The organism is Streptomyces fagopyri (genome assembly GCF_009498275.1).
Lineage (GTDB): Bacteria > Actinomycetota > Actinomycetes > Streptomycetales > Streptomycetaceae > Streptomyces > Streptomyces fagopyri.
In genome coordinates this window covers 5,340,345-5,361,830 of the sequence record NZ_CP045643.1, presented here as the reverse complement: position 1 = coordinate 5,361,830, position 21,486 = coordinate 5,340,345, and the positions used below count along the sequence as shown (strand labels likewise).

Here is a 21,486-nt window from a genome sequence, read left to right as displayed (position 1 = left end):
TTGTGTGCGTACGTTTTCTCGGTTCCCAGGAATGATGTCGGACCGAGGGGCTACGGTATGCACCCACAAGGTGACATGCAGCAACGCCGGGAGAAACCTTGAGCGTTCCGTACGAGACAGCAGCGTACGAACCACCCGAGTCGCCCGAGTCTCCGGAGGAGCACCTCGCGCGACTCCTCGGCCGTGCCCTGAACTCCTTCGAGCTGCCCGACGAGGCGATACGACGGCTCGACTGCGCGCTGGCGCACGACAGTTCCCTGCACTCCGCGCACCACAGCGCGGGACTGCACCGGGAGACGTACCGGCACAGCTGGCTGCTCGCCGACGGCTCCGCGGTCACGCTGTGGGAGCTCGTGCACAACACGGCGCCGGGAAGCGAGCCGCAGCACGAGGTGTATGTGGACGAGGAGGAGCTGCGTGCCGCCACGGCGCGGCTGCCGCTGCCGCCGGACGCGCCGGACTTCGAACTGCCGGTGACGGTCGGTCTGCCGCCGGTCCCCGAGCCGCGGCACGCGTACGTGCCCGACGATTCGGCGGATCACGCGCGGCGTCTGCTGCGGCGCGCGGAGAACGCGGACCGGCCGGGTCCCGACCTCGCGAGGCTGCTGCTGCGGACCGCGTTCGCGCACCAGATCACCCAGGCCTTCGGCCGCCCCTGCCGGGCCGGCCAGGTGGGCCTGTGCTTCTCGCTCTACGAGCACGCGTTCCTGCTCCGTGACGGCCGGGAGATCTCCCTGTGGGAGGTCGAGCACACGGCGACGCCGGACGGCCGGCACATGTGCGAGGTCTATCCGACGGAGGACGCGGCCCGCGCCGCGATGGAACGCCGGGCAGCACGGCTCGGCTGACGCGGGATGCCTGCGACGGCCCGGACGGGTACGACGCGCCCACGGCCCGGTCGGTGTCACGGACGCGCGGGTGGGCCCGGGGCCGCGAACACCGGCATTGGCGTGCAGCTCTCCGCTCCTGTCGCACGGACACGCAGGTGCGGGGCGATGGTCGCGGACGTACGGGCAGGGCCCGGGGGTCGGGGACACCCGCGTACGGCCCGGTGGTCGCGGACACGGCCATGCGGCTCGGCGGTCACGGACGTACGGGTGGGTGTGGACCAGGTGCCGCAGGGGGCGCCGACCCGGTGCGGCGACGCGGGACGTGCGTGACTACGGGCGGCTGTCGCTGAACTGGCGTACCAGGCCCGCGAACGCGGCACGTTCCTCGGGCGTGAGCTGGACGGACTCGACGACGGGACCGGAGCGGCGCTGGTCGGGCATCGCCCGCAGCACGGCTCCGCGGGGACGCAGAAGTCCCGCGGCACGGGCCCGTCGCGCCAGACGGATCAGACCGATGGCCCAGATGACGGTCACGAGGGCGAGGACGGCCACGCCTATCAGCTGGGAGATCGAGACATGCTCAGGCATACGCACCAGTAGACACCACGGTCCGGGGCTTGGCCCCGGACCGTGACGTATATCGCAGATGCCGCGAAGGCGCAGATCTGTCGCAGGTGCGGTGAACGGCTCACCACCGCCCCAATCGGGCGGACGGCGGCGCGTGCTCAGGCCGCGACCGGCTCCGTGGTACCGGCCTTCGGCGCTATGGGAGCGTCCGCGACACCCTCCCCCGCGCCACGGTCGGCGGAAGCCTGCTTCCGCATGCCCTTCAGGACGACCACCAGGGCGGTGGTGACACAGACGCCGGCCGCGATGGCGATCAGATAGAGGAACGGGTTGCCGATCAGCGGGACCACGAAGATGCCACCGTGCGGGGCCCGCAGCGTGGCGCCGAAGGTCATCGACAGGGCGCCGGTGACCGCACCGCCCGCCATGGCGGAGGGAATGACGCGCAGCGGGTCGGCGGCCGCGAACGGGATCGCGCCCTCCGAGATGAAGGAGGCGCCCAGGACCCAGGCCGCCTTGCCGTTCTCGCGCTCGGTCGCGGTGAAGAGCCTGCCGCGCACCGTCGTGGCGAGGGCCATGGCGAGCGGCGGGACCATACCGGCCGCCATCACGGCCGCCATGATCTTCATGGCCGAGTCGCTGGGGCTCGCGACCGCGATACCGGCGGTGGCGAAGGTGTACGCGACCTTGTTGACCGGGCCGCCGAGGTCGAAGCACATCATCAGGCCGAGCAGCGCGCCGAGCAGGACGGCGTTGGAGCCGGTGAGGCCGTTGAGCCAGTCGGTCATGCCCTTCTGGGCGGAGGCGATGGGCTTGCCGATGACCACGAACATCAGGAACCCGACGATCGCCGCGGAGATCAGCGGGATCACCACCACCGGCATGATGCCGCGCAGGGCCGCCGGGATCCTCACCTTCTGGATCCCGATCACCACACCACCGGCGATGAGACCGGCCGCCAGGCCGCCGAGGAACCCGGCGTTGATGGTGAGGGAGATCGCCCCGCCGACGAAGCCGGGCACGATACCCGGCCGGTCCGCCATGCCGTAGGCGATGTAGCCGGCCAGCACCGGGACGAGGAACCCGAAGGCGACGCCGCCGATCTGGAAGAGCAGCGCGCCCCAGCTGTCGGCCTGGGTCCACACGAAGTGGTCCATCACCGACGGCGCCTTGTTGATCTGGTAGCCGCCGATCGCGAACCCGAGGGCGATCAGCAGACCGCCGGCCGCGACGAACGGGACCATGTAACTCACGCCGGACATGAGCCACTTGCGGAGCATGGTGCCGTAGCCCTCACCGGAGGTGCCGGACCGCTCCACCGGTGTGCCGGGGGCGGCGCCCGCGGTGACCTCGCCGCGCTCCGCCTTGCCGCGGACCTCGGAGATCAGCTCGGTGGGCCGGTTGATGCCGGCCTTCACACCGACGTCGACGGTCGGCTTCCCGGCGAACCGGTCCTTGTCCCGTACGGGCACGTCGTGCGCGAAGATCACGCCGTCCGCGGCCGCGACGACCGCCGGGTCGAGCCGGGTGAATCCGGCCGAGCCCTGGGTCTCCACGACGAGTTCGACACCCGCCGCACGGCCCGCGTTCTCCAGCGACTCGGCGGCCATGTAGGTGTGCGCGATACCGGTGGGGCAGGAGGTGACGGCGACGATACGGAACGGACGCTCGCCGGTGGTGCCCGTGGCGGTGTCGGCGGAGGCCGCCGCCGACACCGCCACGGAGTCCTGGGAGTCCTGGGAGTCCTCGGCCGCCGCTGCCGCCCCGGTCGCGGACGTCACGCCGGTCGCGGTCGTCGCCGGGGGCGCGGCCGCGCTCGTGGCCCCGGCCACCGGGGACTCGTCGCCGCGGATGAGCGCGGCCGCTGCCGTCGCGTCGTCCACCGCCCGCAGCGCGGAGGTGAATTCGGCGTTCATGAGCTGGCGGGCCAGCGACGACAGGATCGTCAGATGCGCGTCGTCGGCACCCGCCGGAGCGGCGATCAGGAAGATCAGGTCGGCGGGCCCGTCGGGCGCCCCGAAGTCGATCCCGGCGGCGCTGCGTCCGAAGGCGAGCGTCGGCTCGGTGACGTGTTCGCTCCGGCAGTGCGGGATGCCGATGCCGCCGTCGAGACCGGTCGGCATCTGCGCCTCGCGGGCGGCCACGTCGGCGAGGAAGCCGTCGAGGTCGGTGACCCGGCCCTTGGCTGCCATGCGCTCGGCGAGGGCGCGTGCCGCCGCCTCTTTGGTCTCGGCGGACAGGTCGAGATCGACCAGGTCCGCGGTGATCATCTCGCTCATCGCGGGCTCCTTCGCACGCGTATCGCCCGTGGGGAGTGGGCGGGGGTGGGGACGGGGGTGCCGCACGCGGAGGGCTCCGGTGGTGCGGGGTCTGCGGGGGTGGCGGCGGAGGCGGGGCCGGGGAAACCCCGCCTCTTCAGAGCCGGTTCGGGGGGCGCTTTCACGGCCGGTCCGGGGAGCGTGCCCCGGCGCGCGGCCGGGCACGGCGCGGCGGTGTCCGTCATGACACCGGCTCCGTGAGGACACGGTCCACGGGGATCCGCGTCGTGACGGTCACGCCGGAGGGGTCGAGGTCGGCCGGTCCCGGCATGACACTGCCGGGCAACTGCACGGCGGCGGCACCGTGCGCGACGGCGGAGGCGAGGGCGTCCGGGCCGCGGCCGCCGGCGATCAGGAATCCGGCGAGCGAGGAGTCACCGGCGCCCACGTTGCTGCGTACGGCGTCCACCTGGGCGCTGCCGAACCAGGCTCCGGAGCCGTCCACGAGCAGCTGCCCGTCCGCGCCGAGGCTCGCGAGCACGGCGCCCGCGCCCATCTCGCGCAGCTCCTCGGCGGCCTTGACCGCGTCGCCCACGGTCGTCAGGGGGCGCCCGACGGCTTCCGCGAGTTCCTCGGCGTTGGGCTTCACCACGTCGGGCCGCTCGCGCAACGCCGCGAGCAGCGCCGGTCCCGAGGTGTCCAGGGCGATCCGGGCACGCGCCGCGTGGGCGCGGGCGACGAGGTCGGCGTACCAGGAGGGGCCGAGTCCGCGCGGCAGGCTGCCGCAGCAGGCGATCCAGTCGGTGTCGCCGGAACGATACTGCTGACGCACTGTCTCCAGCAGCGACTCGGCCTCGGCGGAGGAGAGTTCGGGGCCGGGAGCGTTGATCTTCGTCAGGGTGCCGTCGGGCTCGGCGACCGAGATGTTCGACCGGGTGGCTCCCGCGACCGGGACCGGGGCGACCTCGATGCCCTGCGCGTCGAGCAGCTCGGCGACGAGTGCGCCGGGCGCGCCGCCCAGGGGCAGTACGGCGATCGTGCGCCGCCCGGCCGCGGCGACGGCGCGCGAGACGTTCACGCCCTTGCCGCCCGGGTCCACGCGCTCGCCGGTGGCCCGGTTGACCTCGCCGCGATCGAGCGAGGGGACCTCGTACGTACGGTCGAGGGAGGGGTTCGGGGTGACGGTGAGGATCATGCGCGTACCACTTCCGTGCCACCGCGCTCGATGTCGGTGGCGTCTTCCGGGCTCAGACCGGTGTCGGTGATCAGCAGGTCCACGTCACTCAGGTCACCGAAGCGGGCGAAGTGCTCCTGGCCGTGCTTGGAGGAGTCCGCGAGCAGCACCACCCGGCGCGCCGCCCGCACCGCCGCACGCTTCACGGCGGCCTCGGCGAGGTCGGGGGTGGTCAGTCCGTGCTCGGCGGAGAAACCGTTGGCGGCGATGAACAGGACGTCGGCGCGGATCTCGCCGTACGCCCGCAGTGCCCAGGCGTCCACGGCGGCGCGCGTACGGTGCCGGACGCGTCCGCCGACCAGGTGGAGCTGGATGCCGGGATGGTCCGCGAGGCGGGCCGCGATCGGCAGGCTGTGCGTGACGACGGTGAGTGTCGCCTCCAGCGGGAGGTCGCCGGCGAGACGGGCGACCGTGCTGCCCGCGTCGAGGATCACCGTGCCCTCGCCGGGCAGTTCGGCGACGGCCGCCTGGGCGATCCGGTCCTTCTCGTCGGCCGCGGTGGACTCGCGCTCGGCGAGATCGGGCTCGAAGTCCAGACGCCCGGCGGGTATGGCCCCGCCGTGCACCCGGCGTACGAGACCCGCGCGATCGAGGGTCTTCAGGTCGCGCCGGATGGTCTCCGCAGTCACCTGGAACTCCTCGGCCAGCGACAGGACGTCCACCCGGCCGCCGTCACGGGCCAGCCGGAGGATCTCCTGCTGCCGCTCCGGTGCGTACATGTCCGTTCGCCTCCGACTCATGCCCGAATCTGTGGTTTCAGTCGGAGGCTACGCCCGGATTTCCAGAAAGTAAACAGGTTCGGGCGCAAGACAGACACAAACAGGCATCCGATCTTCCCGAGGACGGCTTGGGAAGGCCGGTGGGTGGTCCGAGACCGCGGGGGAAACGCCCTGTGCCCGCCCTCCGCCGACGGAGAACGGGCACATGACCTGGGCGCCGGCCCTCAGGGGCCGCTCGCTGCCGGACCTCGGGGGATCAGCCCGTCAGCACCGACTCACCGTCGGACACCGCCGTGCCCCCCGCCGAGCGCACGCCCTCGCTCCCGGCGGACGGGGACCCCTCCCCCACGGAGTCCTTCCCCACGGAGTCCTCTGCCACGGAATCCGACGTCACGGACTCCTCCACCGCACCCTCCACATGCTGCGCCGGCCGCTTCGGCAGCGCGAACATCAGGAGGAAGATGCCCGCCATGACCGCCGCGACCCAGACCAGCGCGTACTGGAAGGCGTTCACGAAGGACGGGCCCACCTGGGCCGGGGTGAGCCGGTCGGCGATCCGGCCGAAGAAGAGCACGGAGACCAGCCCGAGGCCGAGCGCGTTGCCCATCTGCTGCACGGTGTTGATGAGCCCGGACGCCGAACCGGAGTGCTCGCGCGGCACCTCCGACAGCACCGCGTCGGTCAGCGGCGCCACGATGAAGCCCATGCCCGCGCCCATGACGACCAGCGGAAGGGCCATCTGCCAGGAGGCGATGGACATGCCGTACCGGTCGGACTCCCAGATGTAGAGCAGTACGCCGACCGCCATGATCAGCGCGCCCGCCTGGAGCACCTTGCGTCCGAAACGCGGGACGAGCAGCTGAACCGACATACCCGCCGCGGCCGAGACCGCGATCGAGAACGGCACCCCGGTCAGCCCCGCCCGCAGCGCGCTCCACCCCAGACCGACCTGCATGTACAGCGTCCAGACCAGGAAGAAGATGCCGAGGCCGACCCCGAAGACGGTCTGCACGGCGATACCCGCCGCGAAGCTCTTCACCCTGAACAGCGACAGCTCGACCAGCGGCGAACCGTCCCGCGCGGCCTTCCGCCTCTCGTACGCCACCAGCCCCGCGAAGACGACGAGGGAGCCGGCCATCGACACGTACCCCCACAGCGGCCACTGCAGCTCACGTCCGCGGGTCAGCGGGTAGAGCAGCATCAGCAGGGCCAGCGTCACGAGAGCCACGCCGACGAGGTCGAGTTTGAGGGCCTTAGGGGCCTTGGACTCGCTGATGAAGCGCCGTCCCAGGATCAGCGCGGCGACACCCACCGGCAGGTTGATGAGGAAGATCGGCCTCCACTCCAGGCCGAACAGGTTCCACTGGGTGAGCAGCGCGCCGAGGAGCGGACCGGACACGGCTCCCAGACCGATGATCGCGCCGAAGAGCCCGAAGACCTTGCCCCGCTCGTGCGCAGGGAAGGTGGCGTGCACGATCGACAGCACCTGCGGCACCATCATCGCGGCCATTCCGCCCTGGAGGATCCGTGAGGCGACGAGCATCTCCGGGTTCGCGGCGAAGCCGCACAGCGCCGAGGCGACCGTGAATCCCCCTATGCCGAGGAGGAAGACCCGCTTGCGGCCGTGGATGTCACCGAGCCGCCCACCCGTGATGAGCCCGGCGGCGAAGGCCAGCGCGTAGCCGGCCGTGATCCATTGGATCTGGCTGAACGAGGCGCCCTCGTCCCGCTGGATCGACGGGATGGCGATGTTGACGATCGTCACGTCGACCAGGTCCATGAAGGCCGCGGTCATCACGATGGCCAGTGCGAACCAGCGCCGCCGGTCGGCCGCGCCGGCCGGGCCGCGCGCCTGCTCGGCGGTGCCGATGGGAGGGGTGTCGGTGGAGGTCATGGGAGAAAAGTAGGCCACCATTAGGTCAGTTCATGTCCTAGATGTGCGGCACTCTGGAAAACATGACGACGGACACACCGGCCCGGCTTCTCCAGTTGCTCTCCCTCCTCCAGACGCCCCGCGAATGGCCCGGCGGTGAGCTGTCCGAGCGGCTCGGTGTCTCCCGGCGCACCGTCCGCCGCGACATCGACCGGCTCCGCGAGCTGGGCTACCCGGTGCAGGCGACGAAGGGCTCCGACGGCGGGTACCGGCTGGTGGCGGGCAAGGCGATGCCCCCGCTGGTGCTCGACGACGAGGAGGCGGTGGCCATCGCGGTGGGTCTGCGCGCGGGCGCAGGGCACGCGGTCGAGGGCGTGGACGAGGCCTCCGTACGGGCCCTCGCCAAACTGGAGCAGGTGCTGCCGTCCCGGCTACGGCACCGCGTATCCACCCTGCAGGCCGCGACCACCCCGCTGACCAGCGGTGACGGGGCGACCATCGCACCCGAGACACTGACCGTGATCGCCTCCTCGGTGGCCGGCCGCGAGCGGCTGCGGTTCGCCTACCGCTCCGGGGACGGAACACCCTCCCGGCGCCAGGCCGAGCCCTACCGGCTCGTCTCCACCGGCCGCCGCTGGTACCTGGTGGCGTACGACCTCGACCGCGCCGACTGGCGCACGTTCCGCGTCGACCGCGTCACCGAACCCCTCTCGACGGGCGTGCGTTTCACACCGCGCGAGCTGCCGACGGGGAACGCGGCGGAGTATCTGCGCCAGTCGATGTACCGACGCCAGGAGACGTACGACTTCGAGGTCACCTTCGACGCCCCCGCCGCGTTCGTCGCGGCCCGGTTGCCCAACTGGCTCGGCGCGCCCGAACCGATCGACGAGCACAGTTGCCGGCTGCGGTCCTCCGCCGGTGACTCGGTGGAGTGGCTGGCCGTGCGGATCGCCCTGGTCGACTGCGAGTTCACGGTCCATCGGCCGCCGGAACTTATCGGCTACATAAGAGAGTTGGGAGAGCGCCTGACGCGCGCGACGGGGGGAACGGAGGGCTTCGGCACCGTCATCGGGTGACGTACGCCGGGGGTCGCGTCGGCGCGCAGGCTCCTCGGACTCCGCCGATTCCACAGATCCCGCAGATCCCGCAGATCCCGCAGATCCCGTAGATCCCGTAGATCCCGCGGGCACGGCCCACCGCTCCCGCCGTCCACCGGCCCCGCTCGCCGGTCCGGCCGCTCCGTCGAAACGGCGCGTCGTTCAGGCGGTGCCCCAGGGGAAATCACGTAGCGCTTCGAGGTGGCTCAGCGCGCGCGGTACCGGTCCGGCGGGACCGTCGGCCGGATCGTCCCCGGCGGCCCAGGTCTCCACCGCGACGCGCACCGCCGCGCCGGCGACCGCGGCACTGAGCCGGATCCCGGAAGCCGTCACGTGCCGCGACCCGACACCACCCGCCGCACCACCACGATCGGCACGACCACCACCCGCCGCACCACCACGATCGGCACGACCACCACCCGCCGCACCACCACACGACTCCTCATCACCCGGCTCTCCGACGCCCGGCTCGCCGTCCCGCGACTCCCCACCGCGCGGCGCACCATCGCCCGCGACCTCAGCCCGGTGGGAGAGCCGCGCCGCGAGCACCCCCTCCAGTGTCCGTTCCGCGCCCTGACACGCCTCGCCCCACACTCTGAGCAGGGCGGGGCTCCCTTCGGCCAGGCGGAGCAGGGAGCGGACCCACTCCATCGACTCCGGCCGCACCCCTGCACCCGGCGTGAGGGTCTGGACGACGGCGTGGCGCAACGCGTCGGGGACGGAGAGGCCGGCCGGCGCGTCGCGTACCGCCTCGGCCCATTTCTCGACACCCGCCGAGAAGAGCGGACCGAGGGCCTCCTCCTTGCCCGCGAAGTAGCGGTAGAAGGTGCGCGGCGCGACCCCGGCCGCGCGGGCGATGTCCTCGGCGCGGGTGGCCCGCAGACCGTGCTTCATGAAGAGCTCCGCCGCGGCGCGGGCGATCTCCATCCGGGTGGCGGCCTTCCGCCGCTCGGTCAGCGAGGGACCGGCGACGGCGGCGGAATCCGTAACGGCCCCCGGTCCGGCACCGGTGCCGGTACGGACAGCCGGTCCGGCGCCGGCGTCGTCGCCGGTGCGCCGCGCCGGGGAATTCCCCGCGTGGGCGGCAGAGGCACGGGCGGCGGCGCGGGCCGTGCGTTCGGGACCGGTCACGGTCGGCAGGTTATGCCGTTGTGGCAGACTCTGCCATCCGGGTCACCCCGGGGTTCAGGTACGGGGTGGCCCGTCGGCCTGCCCGGAATCCGAACCCATCCGGCTCCCCGTCACCTCCCCGGACGAAGACGCCGGACGAAGACGCCGGACGAGGGCTCCGAAAACGAGGACAAAAAGGAGCCGAGCCCCGGCGCCAGGGGGGGGAAGGCGCCGAAGCTCGGCTCTGGAAGAGTCCCGGCGCGGGGGGGGGAGTGCGTCGGGACTCGGTTCTGGGGGGTCTGGGGCCTTCGCCCCGGGACCCTGAACCCTGGGCCCTGAAGTCTTGTGCCCAGAGCTCAGCATTTTGAAGCGGCGTTACATGGCCATGTGCGGTCGAGTTATGGCCGACCTCAAGCGAATACGGATCAGCCGCACCGTCCGGACGTACCGGACGGGTGCTTCGGATCCCTACGAACCATACGCGGAGCGGAACGGTATGAACCGCACGAACCGCGCGAATCGCGCCTACTCATTACGTCGTCCTCGTCACGTCGCCCTCGTCACATCGCCGCCGTCACCCGGTCTCGTCGCCCGGTCTCGTCACGCGGACCGCGTCACGCCGCCGCGTCGAAGCCGGTGTCGCGCGCCAGCTTCTTCAGTTCGAGCAGAGCGTGCTTCTCGATCTGGCGGATGCGCTCACGGGTGAGGCCGTGCTCCTTGCCGACCTCGGTGAGCGTGCGCTCGCGGCCGTCGTCGATGCCGTACCGCATCTTGATGATCGAGGCCGTGCGCTGGTCGAGGCGGCCGATGAGGTCGTCCAGTTCCTCACTGCGCAGCAGCGTCAGCACCGACTGCTCCGGCGAGACGGCGGAGGTGTCCTCCAGCAGGTCACCGAACTGGGTGTCGCCCGCGTCGTCCACCGCCATGTTCAGCGAGACCGGGTCGCGGGCCCAGTCCAGGACGTCACCGACGCGCGCCGGGGTCGAGTCCAGCTCGGCGGCGATCTCCGCGTGCTCGGGCTCGCGGCCGTTCTTCCGGTTGAACTCGCGCTGCACACGGCGGATCCGGCCCAGCTCCTCGACGAGGTGCACGGGGAGGCGGATCGTGCGCGACTGGTCGGCTATGGAACGGGTGATGGCCTGGCGGATCCACCACGTCGCGTACGTGGAGAACTTGAAGCCCTTGCGGTAGTCGAACTTCTCGACCGCGCGCACCAGGCCCGCGTTGCCCTCCTGGATCAGGTCCAGCAGCGGGAGGCCGCTGCGGGGGTAGCGGCGCGCCACGGCGACGACCAGCCGCAGGTTCGAGCGGATGAAGACGTCCTTGGCCCGCTCGCCCTCGGTGATGAGCGCCTCTAGTTCCTCACGGGTCGCTTCCGCCTGGGGGGCATCCACCTCGCCGTCGATGATCTGCCGCGCGAACACACCCGCCTCGATGGTCTGGGACAGCTCGACTTCCTTGGCGGCGTCGAGCAGGGGTGTGCGCGCGATCTCGTCGAGGTACATGCCGACCAGGTCGCGGTCGGCGATTTCGCCGCCTACGGCGCGAACACTGCGTGCCGCGTCGCTGGTCTCGCCGGTGGCGGACTGACGACGGGCGACGGCACGGGTTGCCATGCGTGCTCCCTTGCGTATGGAGGTGCCCCCTGCTCGGGCCGGAGCCGAGAGCTCGGGGAGGGCTTGCGGGTCCTGGTGGCGGCTCGGCCACTCATCCGAGTGCCCGGCATCCGAAGGAAACAACGACTGGAATCCGGACAGAATTCCCAACCCGTTCCCCTATTTTTCTGATCATGCAGTACCCTGTGCCGCCACAGCAGGGGGTCAGATGACGTCAGAACGTACAGATGTGCAGGTCAGGGCCGGAGTCGAGAGCGATCTCGGTTTCCTCACCGAGATCTACAACCACTACGTGCGTGAGACGCCCCTCACATTCGACACCGTGGTCCTCACTCCGGAGGAGCGCCGTCCGTGGCTGCTCGCCCACCTGCAAGACGGCCCGCACCGCCTGATGGTTGCCACGGACACGGACCCGGAACCGGGGGCCGGTCGGATTCTGGGATACGCCACGTCCAGCGGCTTCCGCCCGAAGGCCGCCTACGCCACCTCGGTCGAGGTCTCCGTCTACCTCGCCCCCGACGCGGGCGGCCGCGGCATCGGCACGCTTCTCTACGAGGCACTCTTCGAGGCCCTGGCCGGCGAGGACCTGCACCGCGCGTACGCGGGCGTCGCCCAGCCCAACGAAGCGTCCGTGCGACTGCACGAACGCTTCGGGTTCCGGCATGTCGGCACGTACCGGGAGGTGGGCCGGAAGTTCGGCCGCTACTGGGATGTCGCCTGGTACGAGAAGGAACTCTGACCCGACAGCCGCCAGGCTCCCACCGTCCGGCTCCGCCCGGCCCCGCCGCCCGGCTCCGTCCGCCGGGCGAGGGGACTCAGCCGAACTGCACCGACCGCTTCGCCAGCCCCATCCAGAAGCCGTCGATCACGGTCTTCTGCCCGTCGAGCTCGCCCGTGGCGTCCGCCGCGCCCATCGTCACGAACAGCGGGGCGAAGTGCTCGGTACGGGGGTGGGCCAGCAGCCCGGCCGGCGACTTGCGGGTGAAGTCGAGCAGGGCGTCCCAGTCGTGGGCGTCCAGGGCCCGGCGACCCCAGTCGTCGAACTCGGCCGACCAGGACGGCACGCCACCCTGCCGCAGCGCCGCCAGATTGTGCGTGAAGAATCCGGAGCCCACGATCAGGACGCCCTCATCACGGAGGGGGGCCAGTTTGCGTCCGATGTCCATCAGCTTCACCGGATCGAGCGTCGGCATCGAGATCTGCAGGACGGGGATGTCGGCCTCGGGGAACATCTCGACCAGGGGCACGTAGGCGCCGTGGTCGAGGCCGCGGTCCGGGATGTCCTGGACGGGGATGCCGGGTGCGCGCAGCAGCTTCCGTACGGACTCGGCGAGCCGGGGGGCGCCGGGGGCCGCGTACCGCACCTGGTAGTAGTGCTCGGGGAAGCCCCAGAAGTCGTACACCAGCGGCACGGTCTCCACCGCGCCGAGGGCCAGTGGGGCCTCCTCCCAGTGGGCGGAGACCATCAGGATCGCCTTGGGGCGGGGCAGTTCGGCGGACCAGGCGGCCAGCTGGCCGGGCCAGACCGGGTCGTCGGCCAGCGGCGGGGCGCCATGACCGAGATAGAGAGCGGGCATGCGCTCCGTGGGGGCACGCCCCTCGGTGACGTCAGGCAGGGCGACAGACATGGCGGCTTCTCCCTCCGAGGGATTCATCGTAGGACCGATCAGCCAGTTATTTGAAGTCTCAAGCTCTATTCGACGACTCTACCCCCGACTTGTTTAATCTTCAAGGAGAGGCTCGTACAGTGGAGTACATGAACACGGCATCCGCACCCGCTGAAGAGCCGCGCTGGCTCACCGACGAGGAACAGCGCACCTGGCGTGCGTACATGCACGCTGCCACCCTCCTCGAGGACCATCTCGACCGTCAGCTGCAGCGCGACGCGGGCATGCCGCACGTCTACTACGGGCTGCTCGTCCAACTCGTGGAGGCACCGCGCCGCCGCCTGCGGATGACCGAGCTGGCCATGAACGCCAAGATCACCCGCTCCCGTCTCTCGCACGCGATCGCCCGCCTGGAGAAGAACGGGTGGGTGCGCCGGGAGGACTGCCCCTCCGACAAGCGGGGCCAGTTCGCGGTGCTCACCGACCAGGGCCACCAGATGCTGAGCAAAGCCGCTCCGGGCCATGTCAGCGCCGTGCGCCAGGCCTTCTTCGACCGGCTCACCCCCGAACAGCACCAGGCCCTCGGCGACGCCATGCGCGTCATCGCCGAGGGCCTCCAGCCGAAGGACGCGGGCGCGGACCTGCCCTGGCTGCGGTAGCGCTCCGCGGGTCTGCGGGTCTGCGGGTCTGCGGGTCTGCGGGTCTGCGGGGGGATCGTGACCGTGGGCCGGCGCGTGTGACAGCAAAGGCCGCGGTCCGCGCGGGTGCGGACGCGGACGGCGCGGCAGTGAACGCGGACGGCGCCGGTGCGGACGCGGACGGCGGACGCGGGTCCGCCCCGGCTCCGATGACGTCGGAACCGGGGCGGACCCTGGGATTCGTACGGGCGAGGCGTCCCCACCCCGCGCCCGTACGCGAAGTACCCGTGACGCGGGTGATCAGTGGGCGATCACCGGCACCTTGATCTCGTCCTCGGCGCCCTCGCCCGCGCCGGAGGTCGAGGACATGTCCGGACGGCCGGTGTTGACGAGGGTCATGGCGATCACCGAGGCGAGCACCAGGATGCCGACGGCGAACCAGATGGCGTTGGTGTAGCCGTTCACCAGGCCCTGCAGCTGGACCAGCTGCTGCTGCGGCTTGGAGGCGGCACCACCGATGTGGTCCGCGATGTACGAGGTGGTCGCCGAGGCGGCGATCGTGTTCAGCAGAGCCGTACCGATCGCGCCGCCGACCTGCTGCGAGGTGTTGACCATCGCGGAGGCGACACCGGCGTCCTGCGGCTGGACACCGTACGTGGCCAGGGACATGGCCGGCATGAACGCGCTACCCATGCCGAGGCCGAGCAGCAGCTGGGCCGGGAGCAGCAGACCGGCGTACGAGGAACCGATCTCCATCTGGGTCAGCAGCAGCATGCCGATCGCGGCGGTCAGGAAGCCGGGGGCCATGAGCAGCCGCGGCGGGACCCGGGTCATCAGGCGGGCACCGATCTGCGTGGAGCCCGTGATCATGCCCGCGATCATCGGCAGGAAGGCGAAGCCGGTCTTGACCGGCGAGTAGCCCTTCACGATCTGCAGGTAGTAGGTCAGGAAGAGGAACAGGCCGAACATCGCGATGATCGCGAGGCCGAGCGAGAGGTAGACACCGCCGCGGTTGCGCTCGGTGATCACGCGCAGGGGCAGCAGCGGAGCCTTGACCTTGGACTCGACGAGGACGAAGGAGGCGAGCAGCACCGCGGAGGCGACGAACAGGCCGATCGTGCTGGAGTCGCTCCAGCCGGCGGACTCGGCGCGGGTGAAGCCGTAGACGAGGGAGACCAGACCGAGGGTGGACAGGACGACGCCCGGGATGTCGAGCGGCGAGCGGTTGCGGCCACCGGCCGGCTCACGGATGACGAAGTACGCGCCGAGGGCGGCGATGATGGCGAACGGGATGTTCACGAAGAACGTCCAGCGCCAGTTCAGGTACTCGGTGAGGAATCCGCCCAGGATCAGACCCACGGCACCGCCACCACCGGCGATCGCACCGTAGATGCCGAAGGCCTTGGCGCGCTCCTTGGCGTCCGTGAACATCACGGCGAGCAGGGAGAGCGCGGCGGGCGCGAGCAGCGCGCCGAACGCGCCCTGAAGGGCACGGGCTCCGAGCAGGAGAGCCTCGCCCTGTGCGGCGCCGCCGAGGGCGGAGGCGCCGGCGAAGCCGATCAGGCCGGTGACGAAGGTGCGCTTGCGGCCCCACAGGTCGGCGATGCGGCCGCCGAAGAGGAGCAGGCCACCGAAGGCGAGGGCGTAGGCCGTGATGACCCACTGCCGGTTGCCGTCCGATATCCCCAGGTCACGCTGGGCGGAGGGCAGCGCGATGTTCACGATGGTCGCGTCGAGGACGACCATCAGCTGGGCGAGCGCGATGAAGGCGAGGGCCTTCCAGCGGTTGGAATGCGCGTCGGCCGCTTCCGCCGCCGTCGCTGTCGGTGTTGCTGATGAAGACATGGGGATACCCACTCCGGTACTTCGCAGTGAAAAAGGTGAGGGAAAGAAACGGCTCGTCCTCGTCGACGGCCGAAGGCTTGGGGGGTCCGGAACCCGGAATCCGACGTCCGGCACCCACGGTCCGTACACCGGCACCGTGCGCGGTACACAGTGCACAGTGCGCCGCGCGGATGACGGGTGGCCGACCACGAGATGGCCGACTACGGATGCCGGGTCACTGACTACGGGTCACTGACTACGGATCACAGGTCGCGGATGTCGGATTGCGGATCACGGGCTACGGATCACGGGCTGCGGACTACGGGCCGGCTGTCGGACTGTGGACCGGCGCCGGGCGCCGGACCCATCGCCCGGTACTGATCGGTCAGGCTGTTCTCAGGCCCTCCACGGTGGCCGCCACTCCGGGCAGTACGGAGCGGGCCGGTGCCCGCAGACCGTCCAGGAACAGCTGCAGATGACGGTGTACGAACCGGTCGATGCCCTGACACGCGGTGCCGGGCAGCGGCCGGGTGAGCTGGCTGACGGCGACCATCAGGTCGCCGGACTCGACGTCGGAGCGCAACTGGCCGGCCTCGCGGGCACGCCTCATCAGCGCTTCGATCAGGTCCATGGTCCGTTCGCGCGCCGCGTACAGATCCGGATGGTTCTGGTCGAAGGCCGCGGAGAGCATGGGACACAGGGCGCCGATCCGCTCGTCCGCCGAGAAGTGCACGAAGCGGCTCAGTGCGTCGAAGGCGTCGCCGCCCTCGACCAGTGCCGCCTCGATCCACTCCGACGTGCGGTCCATGACCGAACAGACGACCTCCCGCGCGAGCGCGTCGCGGTCGGGGAAGTTGCGGTACACCGTGGCGTTGCCGACACCGGCGCGGCGGGCGATCTCGTCGAACGGCACCTCGGGGCCGAACTCGACGAACATCTCGCGCGCGGCGGCGACGATCCGCTCCCGGTTGCGCAGCGCATCGGCTCGGGGCCGGGGCATCCGACGCTTCACGGGGGTGGCGGTCTCCACGGCGTGCTCCTCGGAAGTAGGTGAAGGCTCTGGTGCGATCCGGGGATTCCCTCCCCGTTTCGCTCGGACACCTATGCCAAACGGGGAAACCATCCCCGGTTATTTCCCCGACTCCTCTTCATTTCCTGTGACCCGCATCACACCTTCCTTGCCGAGAAACCCACGATCGGGCTCTTCCAGCGAGCGTCCGCGCATCCATCGACACAGGGTGATCGCACAGGGTGCAGTCGGTGACCGGGCGGCTGCCGTGAGCGAAGGACCCCTGCATGCAGCCGACCAGCCACCGGATACGCCGGCGCCGCGTGGCCGCCCTCGCCACGGTTGCCCTCCTTACGCTGGCGGTCAGCACCTCCGCCGGTACCGGTCACCTCACGCTGGGCTCCACGGGGGCGGGCTCCACCGCGCTGGCCCGCTCGACGGCGCTGGGTCCCTGCATGATCAGCGGTCCGAAGGGCGTACAGATGGGGGAAGGGATACCCACCCTGCCCGGATACGCCCGGTCCACCGGCACGGTCCGGGCCCTCACCTTGATGGTCGACTTCTCCGACGCCCCCGGTCAGGGCAGCGCGCTCGACCGGCTGGGCGAGTTCTTCCCCCAGACCCAGAACTGGTTCCGCACCAGTTCCTACGGCCGCCTCGACTACCGCCCCGAGACCCCCATACGCCACTGGCTGCGCATGCCGAAGACCTTCAGCGCGTACGGCATAGAACGCGGCGCCCCCTTCGACCCCGGGTACCGCGGTCTGGTCCAGGACATCGTGGCCGCGGCCGACCCCGAGGTGGACTTCCACTCGTACGACCTTCTGAACGTTCTGGTGACGCCGAACGCCGGGCCCTCCGCCCTGGACACCGTCCTGTCCGTCACCTTCGCCGGCAACGCCGAGGCCCCGGTCGCCGACGGTGTCCCGGTCTCCAACGCGTCCTTCGTCTACAGCCGCCAGGACGACGGATCCGGCTCCTACCCCGACACCGGTTTCCGGGTCCTCCCCCACGAGAACGGGCACACCTTCGGTCTGCCCGACCTCTACACCCAGGACGGCGGCGGCTCGGTCGGCCACTGGGACATCATGAGCGAGGACTGGGGCGCCGACAACGACCTGCTCGGCTGGCACAAATGGAAGCTGGGCTGGCTCGACGACTCGCAGGTCAGTTGTGCCGCGCTGCCCGGGACCACGCGGTACACGCTCACCCCGCTGTCCCGGCCCGGCGGCGCCAAGCTCGTCTTCGTCCCCACCGGCGCCCGGACGGGCTTCGCCCTCGAACTGCGCACCCACGGGGGCAACGACACCACGATCTGCCGCCCCGGCATCCTCGTCTACAAGGTCGACGCGGGCGTCGACACCGGGAGCGGACCCATCACCGTCTACGACTCCCACAGGAACAGCGGCGGCTGCACGCGCAGCCCCAACGTCCACGCGGAACTGTCCGACGCGCCCTTCGCCCCCGGCGAGTCCTTCAAGGACCCCGCGACCGGCGTCACGATCGCGGTCACGGGAACGGATTCCGCGGGGGACTACCAGGTGTCCGTGACACGGCGCTGACCTCCCCGCGCCGTCCCCCTCCCCCGGAACCGGCCTCTCGCCGCCCCCGGGCGCGGACGCCGCCGACCTGCTGAGCACACCGGGTAAGCACTACCGTGTCTCTTCCGGGTCCCTGCCGACGGAGAGCCCCGAGGGTCCCTTCCGCATCCCGTCCACCTCGCACCTCTTCCGAACCCGTAGTTCCCTCCCCGACCTCGTGTTCTTTCCGGGCCTCATGCTCCTTTTCCTTCCGGACTCCTCGTTCCCTTCCCGCCTCCTCGTTCTCTTCCGAACCCCCTGTCAGATCCCGACCGATTCCCTGCCGAGGGCCGCAATGAGCGAATCTTCCCCGCGAGTCGAGCCGAGTTCCGGGTGGGAGTCGCGAGGGGCCGCCACCGAGAGCCGCAACGGAGGGCACATGCCATCGAACGTCGGGGCGGCCCCGGGCAGCGGGACCGGCAGCGAGCAGGCCGGGCGGCCGGGAGACGAGGGTGGGGGCGAGGGCGGGGCCGAGGGCGGCGTGCCCGTCGAGGCCGTCACCCCGCTGATCCGCGGTATCGCGGTGCTGCGGCGGCTGACCGAGTCCGACGGTGTGTCCAGCCTCAGCGGCCTGGAGCGCTCCACCGGACTCGCGCGCTCCACCGTCGACCGCATCACGGCGACCCTGGCGCGCGGGGGGTACGTACGTCTCGACGGCCGGGACGCGGTACTGGCTCCCCGCCTGATGGAACTCGGCAACGCCTACCTGGCCGCCCTGCGCCTGCCCCGCCTGCTCGACGCGCACGCCGACGCCCTCGCCGACGCCCTCGACGAGTCGGTGTCCCTCGCGGTCGGCGACCAGGACGGCGTCCGCTTCATCCACCAGGCGACCCGGCGCCGCGCCATGTCGCTGAGTTTCCGCATCGGCGACCTGCTGCCCGCCGAGCGCACCGCGCCGGGACCGCTGTTCGCCACCGAGTGGGGCGAACGCGAGTGGGCACGTTGGCGGGAGCGGCGTGCCGCGGATCCCGAGGACCGCGGCTTTCCGGCCGTCCCGGCGCGCAGCCGCCCGATCGAGGCCGACCCGGAGCGACGGGACGGCTCCGGCGCGCCGTATGCCGACCGGGTCCCCGGAACGCCCCCGGTCCTCACCCCCGGCGGGAACGACGGCCACCGGCCCTCCACCACGGACGACGGCCGGCGCACCGCCACGGACGGCGGCGGGATCGTCCCACTGGTCCCACCTGTCCCAGCGGTGGGACCGGTGGGACCGGACGCCGGTCGACCCCCCGTCCCGGAGAGGGGCCCGCTCACCACGCTCGGCGACGACTTCGAGACACGTACGGCCGAGGCACGGGAGGACGGCTGGGCACTGGACGACCAGCTGATCGAACCGGGCCTGGTCGCCATCGCCATGCCCGTACGGGAGGCGGGCCGGATCGCCTGCGTGGTGAGCGTGGTGAGCCACACCAGCCGGCACACCGCGGCCGATCTGCGCGACACCCTGCTGCCACGGCTGCGGACGGCCGTCACCGCGATGGAACGGGAGCTGAGCGAGACCCCGCCCGACGCACCCGCCGTGACGGCCACGCCTTCCGGCCTCGCCGTCTGGACCGGCGCCTGCAAACAGGAGCTGGGCCGGGAGTTCGTCGAGTCGCTGGCCCGCGGTCTCATGGTGATCACCGCCTTCGGCGAGGGCCGCTCCGCGCTGACCCTCACCGACGTCGCGCGGGCCACCGGGCTGGCCCGCGCGACCGCCCGCCGCGCGCTGATCACCCTGGAACACCTCGGATACGTCACCGCGCACGCCCACGTCTTCCGGCTCACCCCCCGCGTGCTGGGCCTCGGCTTCCCGCCGCTCTCCCGGACCTCCCTCCCCGAGATCGCGGCCCCGCACCTCACCGGGCTCTCGCAGCGCCTGCACGAGTCGGTGTCCCTGGCGGTGCTGACCGGCGACGAGATCCAGTACACGGCCCGCATCGCCACCAGCCGCATCCTGAGCGTCCACATCAGCGTCGGCACCCGCCTGCCCGCGTACGCGACCTCGCTGGGCCGGGTGATGCTGGCGGACCTGCCCGAACCCCCGCCCACCGAACTGCGCCCCCTGACCCCGCGCACGATCACGGACCCCGGCCGGCTGAAGGCGGTCCTGGACCGCGTACGGGAGGACGGGTACGCCTTCGTCGACGCGGAGTTGGAGGAGGGGCTGCGCTCGATCGCCGTCCCGGTGCGGGAGCGGGGCGGGCGGGTGGTGGCCGCCGTCAACGTCGCGATGCACAGCAGCCGTCGTACGTCCGCGCAGTGTGTCGACGAGGTCCTGCCGGAGCTGCTGGCCACGGCGGGGAGCATCGAGGCGGATCTACGGGTCGCGGGGCGATTCCGGCAGGTACCGGGTATGTGAGGGAACGGCCCGGCCGGGTTCCGAGTCCGTGAGGGAACGGGTGGGCGGGTTCACCCCCGTACGCACGCGACCACGTGAAACGCCCGTGCCCGGCCACGGGAGGTGGTCCGGACACGGGCGGGTGAGTCTGCGGGGCGGGACGAGGGCGGCAGGCGTCGCGCGGGACCGTCACCGATTCACACCGGCGGATTCACGTCACCGGCTCACGTCACCGGTTCACGTCACCCGTTCACGTCACCGGTTCACGCCGTTGTCAGCGGTTCGCGTCCGCGCCGGGCGCCCGGCGCGGAGGGGACGGCCCGCTCCACCTACGGCCGGACCGAACAGGAGTGGGTCGACCACGTCCGGCCCACCGTCGAAGAGGCCACTGAGTCCCACCCCCACCTCCGCGACGGCTACGCCGAACAACGCGGCAAGGACCCACGCGCGTCCCGCGACACGAACTTCCGGTACGACCCGGACCGCGTCCTGGACGGCCTGGAAACCCGAATCACCCACTGACCGGACGCCCCGACCCACGCCCGCCCGCATCCGCTAGGCTAGTCGCCGGACCTCACAGAGATCCGTCCCGCCTTCGTAGCTCAGGGGATAGAGCACCGCTCTCCTAAAGCGGGTGTCGCAGGTTCGAATCCTGCCGGGGGCACCAGGGCAAAGGCCACCTAGGAACGTTCCTAGGTGGCCTTTGGCATCCACTTCTGTCATCAACGAGCACGGTCGCCGACGGCCGGGGCGCTTCCTGGGCAGCCAGTCCATGTGGCTCATGGTCTCGCGCCGGCGGACCGTGCCGACCTGGGCGGTCAGGCCTGTGTGACCTGTGGGATGGATGAGGGGAGAGACGGATGAGTCGCCGCAGAGAGGCCCGTAAGGTCGCCACGGTCGTGACCGCGACTGTGCGTGAGTGGAGCGACGAGGAGGGCTGGGGTGTCCTCGACTCGCCTCAAACTCCCGGAGGGTGCTTCGGCCACTACGCCGACATCCAGGCGCCCGGCTTCCGCACACTGTCACCAGGGCAGCGGGTCGATCTCATCTGGGAAGCGCCCGGCTTCAAGCAAGACGGGTACGACTACCGCGCGGTGAGCATCGTCCCCCGGTCCGTCTGACATCCCCACCTGACATCAGCCGCCACGACCGGACCGCCGACGAGCCGTTCAAGGCCGTTCCAGCACCCTTCACCGCGCGGTGA

17 protein-coding genes and 1 tRNA gene are annotated in these 21,486 nt (G+C 71.2%); 8 read left to right on the top strand and 10 right to left on the bottom strand.

Going from position 1 to position 21,486, the window contains the following annotated elements; genetic code table 11:
* The first annotated feature begins 98 nt into the window (after nucleotides 1-98).
* Complete coding sequence (locus GFH48_RS23110; RefSeq protein ID WP_153290074.1) at nucleotides 99-848, top strand: DUF6227 family protein; 750 nt, start codon at nucleotides 99-101, stop codon at nucleotides 846-848.
* Nucleotides 849-1,160: 312 nt separating this feature from the next.
* Here GFH48_RS23110 and GFH48_RS23105 read toward each other — a convergent pair whose 3' ends face one another.
* The 5 genes from GFH48_RS23105 to GFH48_RS23085 form a co-directional block, all read right to left on the bottom strand.
* Nucleotides 1,161-1,418, bottom strand: coding sequence for a hypothetical protein (locus GFH48_RS23105; RefSeq protein WP_153290073.1), 258 nt, complete (start codon nucleotides 1,416-1,418; stop codon nucleotides 1,161-1,163).
* A gap of 137 nt (nucleotides 1,419-1,555) precedes the next feature.
* Complete coding sequence (locus GFH48_RS23100) at nucleotides 1,556-3,676, bottom strand: PTS fructose transporter subunit IIABC (protein WP_153290072.1); 2,121 nt, start codon at nucleotides 3,674-3,676, stop codon at nucleotides 1,556-1,558.
* A gap of 220 nt (nucleotides 3,677-3,896) precedes the next feature.
* Nucleotides 3,897-4,850, bottom strand: a complete 954-nt coding sequence (pfkB, locus tag GFH48_RS23095; RefSeq protein ID WP_153290071.1) for a 1-phosphofructokinase — start codon at nucleotides 4,848-4,850, stop codon at nucleotides 3,897-3,899.
* A complete protein-coding gene (locus tag GFH48_RS23090) occupies nucleotides 4,847-5,608 on the bottom strand; it encodes a DeoR/GlpR family DNA-binding transcription regulator (protein WP_153293066.1) in 762 nt (253 codons plus the stop codon). Before GFH48_RS23090 ends, pfkB begins: the two co-directional genes overlap by 4 nt.
* A 256-nt stretch (nucleotides 5,609-5,864) precedes the next feature.
* A complete protein-coding gene (locus GFH48_RS23085) occupies nucleotides 5,865-7,502 on the bottom strand; it encodes an MFS transporter (RefSeq protein ID WP_228120883.1) in 1,638 nt (545 codons plus the stop codon).
* A 62-nt stretch (nucleotides 7,503-7,564) separates the two neighbouring features.
* On the opposite strand from GFH48_RS23085, the gene GFH48_RS23080 reads away from it, so the two are divergent.
* A complete protein-coding gene (locus GFH48_RS23080; RefSeq protein WP_153290070.1) occupies nucleotides 7,565-8,557 on the top strand; it encodes a helix-turn-helix transcriptional regulator in 993 nt (330 codons plus the stop codon).
* A 183-nt stretch (nucleotides 8,558-8,740) separates the two neighbouring features.
* Here GFH48_RS23080 and GFH48_RS23075 read toward each other — a convergent pair whose 3' ends face one another.
* Both GFH48_RS23075 and GFH48_RS23070 read right to left on the bottom strand, forming a co-directional pair.
* A complete protein-coding gene (locus tag GFH48_RS23075; RefSeq protein ID WP_407698655.1) occupies nucleotides 8,741-9,709 on the bottom strand; it encodes a TetR family transcriptional regulator in 969 nt (322 codons plus the stop codon).
* 593 nt (nucleotides 9,710-10,302) lie between these two features.
* Nucleotides 10,303-11,304 (bottom strand): sigma-70 family RNA polymerase sigma factor, encoded by a 1,002-nt coding sequence (locus tag GFH48_RS23070; RefSeq protein ID WP_153290069.1) that lies wholly within the window; start codon nucleotides 11,302-11,304, stop codon nucleotides 10,303-10,305.
* A gap of 208 nt (nucleotides 11,305-11,512) precedes the next feature.
* Between GFH48_RS23070 and GFH48_RS23065 the strand changes: the two genes are divergently transcribed.
* Entirely contained in the window at nucleotides 11,513-12,043 is a 531-nt protein-coding gene (locus GFH48_RS23065) for a GNAT family N-acetyltransferase (RefSeq protein ID WP_153290068.1), read from the top strand.
* Nucleotides 12,044-12,119: 76 nt separating this feature from the next.
* Here GFH48_RS23065 and GFH48_RS23060 read toward each other — a convergent pair whose 3' ends face one another.
* Nucleotides 12,120-12,881 carry a dioxygenase family protein gene (locus tag GFH48_RS23060; RefSeq protein WP_153293064.1) on the bottom strand — a complete coding sequence of 254 codons (762 nt, stop codon included), beginning with the start codon at nucleotides 12,879-12,881 and terminating at the stop codon, nucleotides 12,120-12,122.
* Nucleotides 12,882-13,060: 179 nt separating this feature from the next.
* On the opposite strand from GFH48_RS23060, the gene GFH48_RS23055 reads away from it, so the two are divergent.
* On the top strand, nucleotides 13,061-13,570 hold the full coding sequence (locus GFH48_RS23055; RefSeq protein ID WP_153290067.1) for a MarR family winged helix-turn-helix transcriptional regulator: 510 nt from the start codon (nucleotides 13,061-13,063) through the stop codon (nucleotides 13,568-13,570).
* Between the two features lie 279 nt (nucleotides 13,571-13,849).
* Here the strand turns inward: GFH48_RS23055 and GFH48_RS23050 are convergent, their stop codons facing one another.
* Together GFH48_RS23050 and GFH48_RS23045 are read right to left on the bottom strand one after the other, a co-directional pair.
* A complete protein-coding gene (locus tag GFH48_RS23050) occupies nucleotides 13,850-15,394 on the bottom strand; it encodes an MFS transporter (protein ID WP_153290066.1) in 1,545 nt (514 codons plus the stop codon).
* 364 nt (nucleotides 15,395-15,758) lie between these two features.
* Nucleotides 15,759-16,403 carry a TetR/AcrR family transcriptional regulator gene (locus GFH48_RS23045; RefSeq protein ID WP_153290065.1) on the bottom strand — a complete coding sequence of 215 codons (645 nt, stop codon included), beginning with the start codon at nucleotides 16,401-16,403 and terminating at the stop codon, nucleotides 15,759-15,761.
* A 266-nt stretch (nucleotides 16,404-16,669) separates the two neighbouring features.
* Between GFH48_RS23045 and GFH48_RS23040 the strand changes: the two genes are divergently transcribed.
* From GFH48_RS23040 to GFH48_RS23020, 4 genes are all read left to right on the top strand, one after another.
* Nucleotides 16,670-17,944 carry a M6 family metalloprotease domain-containing protein gene (locus GFH48_RS23040; protein ID WP_153290064.1) on the top strand — a complete coding sequence of 425 codons (1,275 nt, stop codon included), beginning with the start codon at nucleotides 16,670-16,672 and terminating at the stop codon, nucleotides 17,942-17,944.
* A 397-nt stretch (nucleotides 17,945-18,341) separates the two neighbouring features.
* Nucleotides 18,342-20,303 (top strand): IclR family transcriptional regulator domain-containing protein, encoded by a 1,962-nt coding sequence (locus GFH48_RS39290; protein WP_228120880.1) that lies wholly within the window; start codon nucleotides 18,342-18,344, stop codon nucleotides 20,301-20,303.
* Nucleotides 20,304-20,873: 570 nt separating this feature from the next.
* Nucleotides 20,874-20,949, top strand: a tRNA-Arg gene (locus tag GFH48_RS23025).
* Between the two features lie 193 nt (nucleotides 20,950-21,142).
* Nucleotides 21,143-21,403, top strand: a complete 261-nt coding sequence (locus tag GFH48_RS23020) for a cold-shock protein (protein ID WP_153290063.1) — start codon at nucleotides 21,143-21,145, stop codon at nucleotides 21,401-21,403.
* Nucleotides 21,404-21,486: the final 83 nt, after the last annotated feature.